We start from the raw sequence: 12,274 nt of genomic DNA on the forward strand, positions 1-12,274 counted from the left end.
GATATATGCAAGACCTGCCGCCATCACCAGATGCTCCTGTCGCAGACGCGCCCCCAGACAATTGGGTAGACCGCTATGCGCCGCCCTTCACACGCCCGTATCTCAGGCTCAGCCGGGCGGACCGGCCCATTGGCACCTGGCTGTTGCTGCTTCCGTGCTGGTGGGGTCTGGCGCTTGCTATCCTTTATGATCAGTCGCCCCGGTGGGAGGATCTGTGGATCTTTATCGGGTGCGGCATTGGCGCCTTCTTGATGCGAGGGGCGGGGTGCACCTGGAATGACATCACCGACCGCGATTTTGACGGCCAGGTGGCGCGCACAAGGTCGCGCCCCATCCCCTCGGGCCAGGTCACCGTCAATGGTGCTGTGGCGTGGATGGTGATCCAGGCGCTTTTGGCGGCGGTGATTCTGTTCACGTTCAACCGTGCGGCCATATCGCTGGGTGTTCTGTCGCTTTTGCTGGTGGCCGTGTATCCCTTTGCCAAACGGTTCACCTGGTGGCCGCAGGTGTTTTTGGGCCTCGCCTTTAACTGGGGGGCGCTGTTGGTGTGGACCGCGCATGCCGGCCAATTGGATGCGCCTGCGGTCCTGCTCTATGGCGCGGGCATTGCCTGGACGCTCTTTTATGACACGATCTACGCTCACCAAGACACCGAAGATGACGCCTTGATTGGGGTGAAATCCACAGCCCGGCTCTTTGGCGAAAGCTCGCCCATTTGGCTGCGCCGTTTCTTGATGGTGACGGTGGGCCTGATGGGGCTGGCGGTGATCTTTACTGCGATGCCCAACGCCTCACCCTTGGCGCTTGTCCTTGCTCTGGCCGGACCTTGGGCCATGGGGTGGCATATGGCCTGGCAATTGCGGGGGCTTGATCTGGAAAACCCTGGCAAGATGCTCCGGCTTTTTCAAGCCAACAGGGACACCGGCATAATCCCGCTGCTGTTTTTCGCCGCTGCGCTATTGGCGTGATTGCGCGCAAGCGCAGAGCCGCGTATCAGAAGACACCGAATAATAAGACAATAAACAACAGATGCGCCTGTCATCCCTTCTGATCATCTCTACCACCTTCTTCGCCGCTGGCGTGGTGTCGCTTTTGGCGGCCAACTTCAGTGTGAAGTTGATCGAGGAAACCTCTGAAATCGGCGTGCGCGGCGCGCTGGATGAGGCTGGCATGACCTGGGCCGAAGTGCAGGCCGACGGCCTGCAGGTGACCCTTGCAGGCGTGGCCCCCACCGAAGCTGTGCGGTTCCAAGCGCTCAGCACCGCCGGGTCAATCGTCGATGCGGCCCGCGTGATTGATGAAATGGCGGTTGAGGCGCAGGCCGCTTTGGCACCGCCCAAATTCTCTGCCGAGGTGCTGCGCAACGACAGCGGTGTGTCGATCATCGGCTTGATCCCCACCAGCACCGACCGCGAAGAGATGATTGAGAGCTTTCAGGATCTGGCAGGGGAAGCCAATGTGACGGACCTGCTGGAACAGGCCAACTACCCCGCCCCTGATGGCTGGCAAGACGCCTTGTCCTACGCGATGACCGCGATGGCGCAGCTGCCCCGGGCCAAAGCATCCGTGTCAGCGGGGGCGGTCATGATCACCGCCATTGCCGATAGCCCTCAGGAAAAAATCGATATGGAGACCCGGCTGACACGTCGCGTGCCAGAGGGCATCGACCTGACGCTGGATATCGCCGCACCGCGCCCGGTCATCACCCCCTTTACGCTGAAGTTTCAGATTGATGCGGATGGCCCGCGTTTTGACGTCTGCTCAGCCGATACCGAAGAAGCGCGCAGCCGCATCCTGGCCGCGGCGAGTGATGCTGGTCTGACGGGCGCTGCCCGCTGTCTGGTGGGCCTGGGCGTGCCCAGCCCGAAATGGAGCGAAGCGGTCACGCAGACCATTGCGGCCGTGCACCGCCTGGAAGGCGGCTCTGTCACTTTCGCGGATGCGGATATCACCCTGATCGGTTTGCCCGGCAGCAATCAGGCGCAATTCGACCGGGTCGTAGGAGAGCTGGAGACCAGCCTGCCCGAGCTGTTTGTGCTGAACGCCAAATTGCCTGAAATCGAAGACCCCAACCAAGGCCCCCCCGAATTCACCGCCACCCGCAGCCCTGAAGGGCAGGTGCAACTGCGTGGCCGGGTGTCCGACCCTGCGTTGCGCGAATTGGCCGACAGCTATGCCCAGGCGCGGTTTGGGACCGACAATGTCTATATGGCCGCGCGCGTCACCGATGACCTGCCCGGCGATTGGGCCCCGCGGGTTCTGACCGGGTTGGAGGCTTTGGCCGCCCTCGACAACGGCAAAATCCTGGTCACCCCCGATCAGCTGACCGTTACGGGCAACACCGGCAATCCAGATGCCAGTAACGTGATCGCAGCTCTGCTTTCTGCCAACCTGGGCGACGGGGCCGCTTTTGACATCAATGTGACATATCAGGAAAAGCTTGATCCTGTGTTGGGCCTGCCCACCCCGGACGAATGCGAAGTCCAAATCGGTGAGATCCTGGCGGGCGGTAAAATCACGTTTGAGCCTGGCTCAGCCACGATCGATGCCTCTGCCCTCAGCATCATGGATGCCATCGCTAACCTGTTGAAAGATTGCGGGGATCTGCCGCTTGAGATCCAAGGTTATACCGACAGCCAAGGCCGTGAGACGATGAACCTGGCGCTGAGCCAAAGCCGCGCTGAATCCGTGCTGAACGAATTGCGCGCGCGGCGGGTTTTGACCTCATCCTTCACCGCCAAGGGCTACGGTGAGGAAAACCCCATTGCCGGGAATGACACCGAGGAAGGCCGGGAAGCGAACCGTCGCATCGAGTTTCGCCTGATCCGCCCCGATACCGTGGCCACACCAGACGAAACAACACTGGAAAGTGCCGCGCAATCCGGCGATACAGCCCCTGCCGACGCCGCAGAAGAAAGCACCACCGATGAGCAGAACTGAGTTTGTCCTCGCAACAGCGATCATCCTCTTCGTTGCCTTTTGCCTTGGGTGGTTCGCGAATTGGCTGCTGCACCGCTTTACCCGCGTGGCCGCAGGCGATGTGGCCCAGCTGGATAAGATGAGCCAAGAGCTGCACGAGGCGGAAGAAACCCGCGATCAGGCCATCACCTATTTGCAGCAACGCGAGGCAGAATTGACCAACCAATTGGCCCAGACCGAAGCGGAGCTGAGTGCTGCCATGGAAGGTTTGCGCGATGCCCGGCATGAGGCCGAAGAGCTGCGATCCTATCTGGAAGCGCAGAGTAAATCAGGCGGCGAAGTCTTTACCAGCAAACGGTGAGGTGCCGCTCCAACGCGAGGCTGTGTCTTGTTGGATCTATGGTACTGGAGTTTTAAGGGAAAGATGAAGCGCAGGGCGTGGGTGCCGGTAGCGCCCACCCAGTAGGAAGGCGCGGTTGGTCTTTTACCACCGGTTGAGCGCGTCTTCGTCCGTGTCTTTTGCAGCGACCCAATCAGCACCCTTTGCCGTGATCTCTCGTTTCCAGAAGGGCGCGCGGGATTTTAGGAAATCCATCAAAAACTCCGCGCCCTCAAAGGCGTCCTTACGGTGCGGGGCGGCGGTGGCGACCATCATGATCATCTCCCCCGGGGCCAGTCTGCCATAGCGGTGGATGACCAGCACGTCGCCCAGTGAGAACCGCGCGGTCGCTTGTTCGGCGATCTGGCGCAGGGCTGCTTCTGTCATGCCGGGGTAATGTTCGATCTCCATCGCCTGCAAGGGCGTGTCGGGCAGATCCCGGACAACGCCGGTGAAGGTGACGATGGCCCCCATATCGCGACCCGTGGCGGCAAAAGCGGATGTCTCAGCCCCTAGGTCGAAAGCGGCCTCTTGCACTTGGATGCGCATGGCTTAGCCGCCTGTCATGGGCGGGAAAAACGCCACTTCGCGCGCGCCTTCAAGAGAGGCATCAAAATCCGTCAGCTGCTGGTCAACGGCCACGCGCAGGGCAGACAGATCAGAGAACGCCATATCGTAGCGGTCTTCCCGCGCTCTAAGTTCCGTGACCAGCTCCATTACGGTTTTGGCGTCGGTTGTTACCTCTTCACGCGGCAGGCCGATGCGTTCGCGTACCCAGGCGAAATAGAGCACATTCATGTCCGACCCTCTTTCAAATGCGGCATCGCTTTGATGAGATAATCCGCCCCGGTGATCGCCGTCAGCGCGGCTGCAAGCCAAAGCAGCCACAAGCCGATCAGGCCCGACCATTCCATCCCGGCCAGCTTCCATTGCAAGCCCAAGATGTCTTCTTCGCGCCCTTCCAGGATGTCGGCCACCATGGCTTCATCCATGCCAAAAACCGACATGCCAAGGTAATGTTCAAACACCCCCTGGCTGAACAGCACCGCAATGGCGATCATCTGACAGGTGGTTTTCCATTTGGCCAGCTGGGTCACTTTCAGCGTGCCCGCAACATCGCCCAGATATTCCCGAAGGCCAGAGACAAAAACCTCTCGGAAGAGGATCACAGTGGCGGGCAGCACCAGCCAGGGTGACCAGCTGGAAAAGCCGATGATGACCATGAGCGCGATGACAACCATGGCCTTGTCTGCGATGGGATCCAACATGGCACCCAGTTTGGTTTCCTGGCTCCACGCCCGGGCGAGGTAGCCGTCAAACCAGTCTGTGATGGCGGCTGAGAGAAACAGCACCAGCGCAAACCAATCCGCATAGGGGCGCGTGAAATAGAGAAACATCACCGCCACCATCGGGGCGGCCAACAGGCGCAGGAGCGTCAGGATGTTGGGCAGATTCCACGTCATGACGCGCACATTACAATGCGGCTTCGGCAGGCGAAAGCCGGAACGGCGGGATTGATCAGATCGGTGCTGGGGTTTCTCTTATCGGGAAGGCTGCGCAGATTTGAGGCGGCGTGCAAACAGAGCCAACGGGGGGCTGTCCCCGCGGGGACAGGAGAGGCTTTTCGTTTAATACCATGGGGATAGGTATGTCGTTAACACTCAAGTAGGGAAATAGGCACAGGGCTTGGAAGAGAGCGGATCATTCCATCCTATAAAACCCCTGCCTCGTGACCGGGGGGACGGAGCATGCGTTTGAGAGGTGCCTATTAGGACCTCAGCCTTTTTCGTGGAAATAGGCATAGATCGTCTCAGCCAGGGCATCAGAGACGCCGTCCACTGCTTTGAGATCGTTGAGGTTGGCGCGCCCAACCGCTTTGGCAGAACCGAAATGAGCCAAAAGGGCGCGTTTGCGGGCGGCACCGACGCCTGGCACCTCGTCCAGAGGGGTTGCCCCGACAGCCTTGGCGCGTTTGGCGCGGTGGGTGCCAATGGCAAAGCGGTGTGCCTCATCTCGCAGACGTTGCACGAAATAGAGCACCGGATCATTGTGGCGCAGCGCCATCGGGCGTTGACCGACGCGGTGGAACTCCTCTTTGCCGGCGTCCCGGTCGACGCCTTTGGCAACGCCCACCATCGGAATGTCCTCAACACCATATTCGCGCATGATAGAGGCCACGGCAGAAACCTGCCCCGCCCCACCGTCGATCAACAACAGATCCGGCCAATGGCCTTCCTTGCGGTCAGGGTCTTCCTTGATCAGACGTTTGAAGCGCCGGGTGAGCACCTCTTTCATCATGCCAAAATCATCGCCTGGGGTCAGCGCATCGCCCTTGATGTTAAACTTGCGGTATTGATTTTTCATCATCCCGTCGGGGCCTGCAACAATCATCCCGCCCACGGCATTGGTGCCTTGGATGTGAGAGTTGTCGTAGACCTCAATCCGTGCAGGCACTTGGGGCAGGTCAAAGGCATCCGCCAGACCTTTGAGCAATTTGGCCTGGGTCGCGGTTTCCGCCATTTTGCGGGCCAGGCTTTCGCGGGCATTGCGCAGCGCGCCGTCGATCAACTCGGCCTTTTCGCCGCGCTGGGGCACCAAAAGCTCAACCTTGCGGTTGATCTTACTGCCCAGCGCTTCGGCCATCAGATCAGCGTTTTCGATCTGGTTGGACAGCAAAAGCTGTTTGGGCGGTTCGCGGTCGCTGTAGAACTGGCCGATGAAAGCCTCAAGCACTTCGGCCGCATCCACATCAGCGCCGACGCGGGGATAGTAATCCTTGTTGCCCCAGTTTTGATTGGCGCGGATGAAAAACACCTGAACGCAAGCCTGCCCGCTGTCCATGTGCAGCGCAATGATGTCAGCCTCAGACACGCCGCGCGGGTTGATGCCCTGGGCGGTCTGCACCTGGGTCAGGGCCTTGATCCGGTCGCGCAGGGCGGCAGCGCGTTCAAATTCCATCGCCTCAGAGGCCGCCGACATCTGGGCGGCCAGACGCGCCTGAATATCGGTGGTCTTGCCCGACAAGAACCGTTCAGCGTCTTTGACCGTCTCGCGGTAGGCCTCTGGGCTGATCTTGCCCACACAGGGCGCAGAGCAGCGTTTGATCTGGTATTGCAGGCAGGGCCGCGTCCGGGTTTCAAACATCGCGTTTGAGCAATCGCGCAAGAGAAAGACGCGCTGCAGCTGATTGAGCGTTCGGTTCACCGCACCGGCGCTGGCGAAGGGGCCGTAGTAGGCGCCTTTTTCCTTTTTGGCGCCGCGATGTTTTTTGATCTGAGGGAAATCATGTTCGCCCGTCACCAGGATGTTGGGAAAGCTTTTGTCGTCGCGCAAAAGCACGTTAAACTTGGGCTTGAGCTGCTTAATCAGGTTCTGTTCCAGCAGCAGTGCTTCGGTCTCAGTCTTTGTGGTCAGAAACATCATCGACGCGGTTGAGGCGATCATGCGGGCGATCCGGCCAGAGTGGCCAGAGGGCCGCGCGTAGTTGCTGACCCGCGCCTTGAGGTTGCGCGCCTTGCCGACATAAAGCACGCGGCTTTCCGCATCGAGCATGCGGTAGACGCCCGGCGACGTGTCGATCGTCTTCAGGTAGTTTTGGATCACCTCGTGACCCAGAAGGGGGGCGTTGGTTTGCTCTGTCATGTCGGGGCCTGATTCTCACTTCGTCCTGCAACAGGACGCCCTGCTGCGCAAGCGTAAAGCCTTTCACTTTGCCTGTGGATAAACCTGAGGACAGGATCCTGAAAATGCAAATTTATCGTTGCAGTTCGGGCAGTTCCTGGAAATGAGCGGTTTTTAAGCAAAATCATTAGCCCTTGATATTACTAGATATTTTTTCGCCTCCGGCCTAACAGTCTGAAAACCAAGTGGAATTGTGACAGAAATGTGGCGAAACCCGCGGGACGTGCACAACTTGATCGCGAAACACCTATTCCACGCCCAGAACATCCGGGGTTTCCCACGCCAGATGCTGGCCCCCGTCCACACACAGCAGCTGCCCGGTAACCCCCGGAGCATCCAGAAAATAACCCAATGCAGCGGTGATATCAGCGGGGTTTGCACCACGTTTCAGCACGGTGTTGGCGCGTTGATCTTGAAAGTGCTGCTGAGACTGGCGGCTGCCTTGCAAAGTGGGGCCTGGCCCGATGGCGTTGACGCGCACCGCTGGGGCAAGCGCGCGGGCGCTGGTTTGGGTAAGCGCCCACAGCCCCATCTTGGCCAACGTGTAGGTCATGAACTCAGGCGTGAGTTTGCGCACGCGCTGATCGAGCATGTTGACCACAAGACCTGTGGCCAACGGCTCCCCCTGGGCGTCTGTCTCAGCCGTCAGGCCCTGCGCGGCCATCGCCTGGGTCAATACAAAGGGCGCGCGGAGGTTGCTGCCCATATGTCTGTCCCAGCTTTCACGCGTCGCACTGCTGAGCGTGTCGTATTCAAAGATGGAGGCGTTGTTGACCAAACAGGTGATTGGCCCGCCCAGCGCCTCAGTGGCAGCGCTGAACAGATGCCCTGTTGCGGTATCCTCAAGCAGGTCTGCTTGCAGGGCTGTGGCATGCTGGCCCAGATCGGTGATCTGCCGCACCACCGCATCCGCCCCTTCAGAAGAGCTGGCGTAGTGCACAGCAACATCAAACCCACGGTTGGCCAAATAGAGCGCCATCGCAGCGCCGAGCCGCTGCCCCGCGCCAGTCACAAGTGCACGCCGCTTCATGCGCGAACTCCTTAGATCAAGACAAGTACCAGATAGGCCGCATATAGCGCGCTTAGGGCAATTCCCCACAGGCGCGTGATGTCTTGGCGGAAATAAACAAAGGGGATCAGCAAAAGCGACGCGCCCAGCATCACCCAAAGATCAAACCGCAGGAACGCGGGATCCACCGCAATCGGCCCAACAAGGCTGGCGACACCAATGATGGCAAGCAGGTTGAACATGTTGGAGCCGATCACATTGCCCAGCGCCACATCCGCTTGCCGGCGCAAAGCGGCCATCACAGTTGTCGCAAGCTCGGGCAGCGAGGTGCCGATGGCCACAAGGGTCAGGCCGATCACCGTATCACTGACGCCGTAAGCTTTGGCGATGATCGTGGCGTTATCTACCAGCAGGCTCGCCCCAAGCGGCAGGCCCATCAGGCCCAGCACAAGAAACACGGCAATTTGCCATCCCGGCATGTCCGGGTCTGCGCCTTCGGGCTCTTCTTCATCTACCGCCTCACCAGCTTTGCGGTGTTTGTGCGCGTCATAGAATGCGCTGCCCAAAACAAAGGTCAACGCGGCCAGCAGGATCAGGCCCGCGGTCCAGTCAAAGACCCCGCGAAAGGCCAAGGCAATGAACATCACCGATGCAGCGATCATGATGTTGAAGGTCTTTTTGGTCTCACACTCAGACGTGTGCATCGTTGCCAGCAGCGCAGGAATGCCCAGCACAAGCAGGATATTGGCGGTGTTTGAGCCCACAACATTGCCCAGCGCAATGCCAGAGGCATCGTCCAAGACCGCTTTGATGGAGATCAACAGCTCAGGCGCGGATGTGCCAAAGGCCACAATCGTCAGACTGACGATCAAGGCAGGCACGCCAAGGCGCAGGGACAGATTGACCGCCCCCTTCACCAGCGCATCCCCTGCAAGCAGCAGGATCAACAGGCCCAAACCGGACAGCACCCAAGGCATCATCATGAGCCGGGCCCTCCACAGGCGCAGTCACCTTTGCCGATGCGGTAGCGCCCGCAGGCCTTACATTTCTTTTGGGTCAAACGTTTGCCCCCAATCCAGTGCATCTTGCCGAACCATGCAAGCACGCCAATGAACACCAGAAAAAGAAGGACAATCTTGGACAGCATAAATCAGAGGCCAAACCGAGCGTATGCCGCCCGTTCCTCAATCCCCTGAACCGTGTCAGATACCAATTGCGCGCCAAAGCGCGACAGCAGACCACGTTTAATGCCGTAGGGCCGGAACCGCACCTTGTCGCCAAACCGCTCTTTCATCACCGGGCGCAGGTGGCCGATGCCGTCGATCAGCCCAAGGACTTGTGCCCGCTCAGCCAGCCAGACCTCACCGGTGAACAAATCCTGGTCTTCGGGCAGCTTGCCCTGGCGGCGGACGTTGATGTGATCCTTGAAATTGAGATGGATGTCTTCCAGCAGACCTTTGAGCCGGGCGACATCTTCGGGGTTTTCGGGGCGGAACGGGTCCAGCATGCTTTTGGATTTACCGGCGGTATAAACGCGGCGTTCCACGCCATACGTGTTGATCAGCTTATCCAGCCCGAAAGAGGCAGAGATCACACCGATTGAGCCAACAACTGATGACCGATCTGCAAAAATCTCATCCCCCGCCACGGCAAGCCAATAGCCCCCAGAGGCGGCGACGTCTTCGACGAAGGTGAAAACGGGGATTTCTTTTTCCTCTGCCAGCCGTCTGATACGTGCGGCAATCAGCGACGATTGCACGGGGCTGCCGCCGGGGGAATTAATCTCAAGCGCTACGGCCACAGGTTTGCCCCGCGAAAACGCCTTTTCGATCACGGGGGCGAGTGCGGCGTCAGACAATGTGCCGCGCCCTGCCCCGCCGATCACACCTGACAGGCGGATCACAGCGACGGTCGGATCAGATTTTAGGAAAGGAAGCCAGTTCTTCATGTCCCCCCATGTAGAGCCCAAGAACGGGGCAAACAAGACGGCGGCCCGGTTTATTCGCGGATGCGCCACCCAGTCCGAAAGATCCACCAGATCGCAGCAAGGCAAACAGCGGTGAAAAGACCAATGGCCAAAAGGCTGGTGATGATGGGCACATCCGCCGTGTCATAAAAGGCCCAGCGGAAGCCAGAGATCAGGTAAACAACCGGATTGAACATCGAAATGGTCTGCCAGACGGGCGGCAGCATGGAGATGGAATAGAACGACCCGCCCAGAAAAACCAAAGGTGTCACAATCAGCAACGGCACGATTTGAAGCTGTTCAAAACTTTTGGCCCAGATCCCCAGAATAAAGCCAAAAAGCGCAAAGCTGATGGTGGTCAGGATCAGGAAGGCCAGCATGGCAAGCGGGTGCGCGATGCTGAAATCGACAAAGAAGAAGGCCGTGACCAGGATGATCAGGCCAATGATCAACGCCTTAGCCGCCGCCGCACCGACATAGCCGATCACGATCTCAATAAAGCTGATCGGCGCGGACAACAGCTCAAAGAAGGTGCCGATGAATTTCGGAAAGTAGATCCCGAAAGAGGCATTGGAGATGGATTGCGTAATCACGGTCAGCATGATCAGACCCGGCACGATGAAGGCCCCATAGCTGACGCCTTCAACCTCTTGGATGCGGCTGCCGATGGCGGCACCGAAGACCACGAAATAGAGAGACGTGGACAGGACAGGGGCCAGAAAGCTTTGTGCGATGGTGCGGAAAAAACGCATCATCTCAAACACAAAGATGGCGCGCACAGCGGTCCAGTTCATGCGGCATCCTCCGACTGGTCAGCGTTATCTTTGACAAGGCTGACAAAAATTTCTTCAAGCGAGGATTGCCGCGTGACCACATCGCGCAGCACCAGACCGGCCTTGGCCACGTCCGACAGCAGGCTGGTGATGCCTGTCCTCTCTGCACGGGTGTCGTAGGTGTAGATCAGCGCATGCCCATCGTCAGACAGGCGCAGAGCGTCCTGTTGCAATGCCGCGGGAAGCGCGTCGATGGGGGCGGTCAGTTGCACTTCGAGCTCTTTCTGCCCCATGCGGGCCATCAACGTGTCTTTGTCTTCCACAAGCAAAAGCTCACCATTGGCAATCACGCCTACCCGGTCGGCGATGGCCTCAGCTTCTTCGATGTAATGTGTGGTCAGGATGATCGTGACACCGCTGGCTTTCAGATTGGCCACCACTTCCCACATGTCTTTGCGCAATTCGACGTCCACACCGGCTGTGGGTTCATCCAGAAACAGTACGCGCGGGTCATGCGCCAGCGCCTTGGCGATCAGCACGCGGCGTTTCATCCCACCAGAGAGTTCGCGGATCTGGCTGTCTTTCTTGTCCCAAAGCGACAGCTGTTTGAGCACCTTTTCAATGGCGGCATCATCGCTGCCTTTGCCAAAAAGACCGCGTGAGAACTTTACGGTATTCTTGACCCGCTCAAAGGGTTCCAGGTTGATCTCTTGCGGGACAAGGCCAATCATCGCGCGGGCCGCACGGTATTGGCGCTGAATGTCGTGCCCGCCCACGGTGACACTGCCCGAGGATGCGGTGGTGATGCCGCAGATGGTTGAAATCAGCGTCGTCTTGCCCGCGCCATTTGGCCCCAACAGCGCGAGGATCTCGCCCTCTTTGATGTTCAGGTCCACGCCTTTGAGCGCCTCAAACCCGCCTTTGTAGGATTTTTTGAGGTCTTTGATCTCAACAATATTCTGCATGTAAAGCTCTCCCGGAGAGGCAATCTAAACCGGGATCGAAAAAGTGAACAGAGCAGTTCAGCTTTTTGAGCGTCCAAACCAGCCTTTTTTGGCAGGCGCGTCTTCGCCTTCGGCCTCTTCCTCAGGCTCAGCTGGCCCTTCGAGTGCGGTTTGCAGGTTCTCAAAGAACTGATCAGCCATCTTTTTGGCAAAGCCATCGATGATGCGGCTGCCCAATTGCGCCAGCTTACCGCCCACCTTCGCTTCGACGTCATAGCTCAGCTCAGTGCCGCCGTCCTTTTCCAACAGCCTGACCTCAGCACCGCCTTTGGCAAAGCCCGCAGCGCCCCCTTTACCCGATCCGTCAATCTTAAGCGATGTGTCCTGCACCAAATCAGAGATGGTCACCTGGCCTTTGAACGTGGCCTTTACCGGGCCTACTTTCTGGACCACGGTGGCCTCAAACCCATCCGCGACAGAGCCTGTCACCTCTTGTGCGCCGGGCACGCAGTGCTTCAACATCTCAGGATCCAACAACGCGGCATAGACCTGCGCCGGAGGGACGGAGATCTGGCGGGTATCTGACATCTGCATGGAAATTCC

13 protein-coding genes are annotated in these 12,274 nt (G+C 58.9%); 3 read left to right on the forward strand and 10 right to left on the reverse strand.

The annotated features are described in order from the left end of the window. The first annotated feature begins 5 nt into the window (after positions 1-5). From ubiA to ACZ1HM_RS18035, 3 genes are all read left to right on the forward strand, one after another. Positions 6-968 (forward strand): 4-hydroxybenzoate octaprenyltransferase, encoded by a 963-nt coding sequence (gene ubiA / locus ACZ1HM_RS18025; protein WP_472744008.1) that lies wholly within the window; start codon positions 6-8, stop codon positions 966-968. A gap of 61 nt (positions 969-1,029) precedes the next feature. After that, entirely contained in the window at positions 1,030-2,940 is a 1,911-nt protein-coding gene (locus ACZ1HM_RS18030; protein ID WP_472744009.1) for an OmpA family protein, read from the forward strand. Next, positions 2,927-3,280 (forward strand): hypothetical protein, encoded by a 354-nt coding sequence (locus tag ACZ1HM_RS18035; RefSeq protein WP_472744010.1) that lies wholly within the window; start codon positions 2,927-2,929, stop codon positions 3,278-3,280. Before ACZ1HM_RS18030 ends, ACZ1HM_RS18035 begins: the two co-directional genes overlap by 14 nt. A 123-nt stretch (positions 3,281-3,403) precedes the next feature. Here ACZ1HM_RS18035 and ACZ1HM_RS18040 read toward each other — a convergent pair whose 3' ends face one another. From ACZ1HM_RS18040 to ACZ1HM_RS18085, 10 genes are all read right to left on the reverse strand, one after another. After that, a complete protein-coding gene (locus ACZ1HM_RS18040) occupies positions 3,404-3,847 on the reverse strand; it encodes a molybdenum cofactor biosynthesis protein MoaE (protein ID WP_472744011.1) in 444 nt (147 codons plus the stop codon). Between the two features lie 3 nt (positions 3,848-3,850). Continuing rightward, positions 3,851-4,096 carry a molybdopterin converting factor subunit 1 gene (gene moaD / locus ACZ1HM_RS18045; RefSeq protein WP_472744012.1) on the reverse strand — a complete coding sequence of 82 codons (246 nt, stop codon included), beginning with the start codon at positions 4,094-4,096 and terminating at the stop codon, positions 3,851-3,853. After that, positions 4,093-4,761: a CDP-diacylglycerol--glycerol-3-phosphate 3-phosphatidyltransferase gene (gene pgsA, locus ACZ1HM_RS18050; protein ID WP_472744013.1), complete on the reverse strand. Its 669-nt coding sequence runs from the start codon at positions 4,759-4,761 to the stop codon at positions 4,093-4,095. Before pgsA ends, moaD begins: the two co-directional genes overlap by 4 nt. Before the next feature lie 313 nt (positions 4,762-5,074). Next, positions 5,075-6,940, reverse strand: a complete 1,866-nt coding sequence (gene uvrC, locus ACZ1HM_RS18055; RefSeq protein WP_472744014.1) for an excinuclease ABC subunit UvrC — start codon at positions 6,938-6,940, stop codon at positions 5,075-5,077. A gap of 286 nt (positions 6,941-7,226) precedes the next feature. After that, positions 7,227-8,009 carry an SDR family oxidoreductase gene (locus tag ACZ1HM_RS18060; RefSeq protein WP_472744015.1) on the reverse strand — a complete coding sequence of 261 codons (783 nt, stop codon included), beginning with the start codon at positions 8,007-8,009 and terminating at the stop codon, positions 7,227-7,229. Between the two features lie 11 nt (positions 8,010-8,020). Continuing rightward, positions 8,021-8,968 (reverse strand): calcium/sodium antiporter, encoded by a 948-nt coding sequence (locus ACZ1HM_RS18065; RefSeq protein ID WP_472744660.1) that lies wholly within the window; start codon positions 8,966-8,968, stop codon positions 8,021-8,023. Positions 8,969-9,138: 170 nt separating this feature from the next. Then, positions 9,139-9,936: a S49 family peptidase gene (locus ACZ1HM_RS18070; protein WP_472744016.1), complete on the reverse strand. Its 798-nt coding sequence runs from the start codon at positions 9,934-9,936 to the stop codon at positions 9,139-9,141. Between the two features lie 50 nt (positions 9,937-9,986). Further along, positions 9,987-10,748 (reverse strand): ABC transporter permease, encoded by a 762-nt coding sequence (locus tag ACZ1HM_RS18075; protein ID WP_472744017.1) that lies wholly within the window; start codon positions 10,746-10,748, stop codon positions 9,987-9,989. After that, on the reverse strand, positions 10,745-11,692 hold the full coding sequence (locus ACZ1HM_RS18080) for an ABC transporter ATP-binding protein (protein WP_472744018.1): 948 nt from the start codon (positions 11,690-11,692) through the stop codon (positions 10,745-10,747). The genes ACZ1HM_RS18075 and ACZ1HM_RS18080 overlap by 4 nt, the downstream gene beginning before the upstream one ends. Positions 11,693-11,749: 57 nt before the next feature. Beyond that, positions 11,750-12,265 carry a CoxG family protein gene (locus ACZ1HM_RS18085; RefSeq protein WP_472744019.1) on the reverse strand — a complete coding sequence of 172 codons (516 nt, stop codon included), beginning with the start codon at positions 12,263-12,265 and terminating at the stop codon, positions 11,750-11,752. Positions 12,266-12,274 lie beyond the last annotated feature (9 nt).

The organism is Sulfitobacter sp. GN1-4 (assembly GCF_055693825.1).

Bases quoted from the DNA above. Each gene is read 5' to 3' on its own strand.
- ACZ1HM_RS18070 (WP_472744016.1), bottom strand. From the start codon at position 9,936: ATGAAGAACTGGCTTCCTTTCCTAAAATCTGATCCGACCGTCGCTGTG.
- ACZ1HM_RS18080 (WP_472744018.1), bottom strand. From the start codon at position 11,692: ATGCAGAATATTGTTGAGATCAAAGACCTCAAAAAATCCTACAAAGGC.
- ubiA (WP_472744008.1), top strand. From the start codon at position 6: ATGCAAGACCTGCCGCCATCACCAGATGCTCCTGTCGCAGACGCGCCC.
- ACZ1HM_RS18030 (WP_472744009.1), top strand. From the start codon at position 1,030: ATGCGCCTGTCATCCCTTCTGATCATCTCTACCACCTTCTTCGCCGCT.
- ACZ1HM_RS18060 (WP_472744015.1), bottom strand. From the start codon at position 8,009: ATGAAGCGGCGTGCACTTGTGACTGGCGCGGGGCAGCGGCTCGGCGCT.
- ACZ1HM_RS18075 (WP_472744017.1), bottom strand. From the start codon at position 10,748: ATGAACTGGACCGCTGTGCGCGCCATCTTTGTGTTTGAGATGATGCGT.
- pgsA (WP_472744013.1), bottom strand. From the start codon at position 4,761: ATGACGTGGAATCTGCCCAACATCCTGACGCTCCTGCGCCTGTTGGCC.
- ACZ1HM_RS18085 (WP_472744019.1), bottom strand. From the start codon at position 12,265: ATGCAGATGTCAGATACCCGCCAGATCTCCGTCCCTCCGGCGCAGGTC.
- ACZ1HM_RS18040 (WP_472744011.1), bottom strand. From the start codon at position 3,847: ATGCGCATCCAAGTGCAAGAGGCCGCTTTCGACCTAGGGGCTGAGACA.
- uvrC (WP_472744014.1), bottom strand. From the start codon at position 6,940: ATGACAGAGCAAACCAACGCCCCCCTTCTGGGTCACGAGGTGATCCAA.
- ACZ1HM_RS18065 (WP_472744660.1), bottom strand. From the start codon at position 8,968: ATGATGCCTTGGGTGCTGTCCGGTTTGGGCCTGTTGATCCTGCTGCTT.
- ACZ1HM_RS18035 (WP_472744010.1), top strand. From the start codon at position 2,927: ATGAGCAGAACTGAGTTTGTCCTCGCAACAGCGATCATCCTCTTCGTT.
- moaD (WP_472744012.1), bottom strand. From the start codon at position 4,096: ATGAATGTGCTCTATTTCGCCTGGGTACGCGAACGCATCGGCCTGCCG.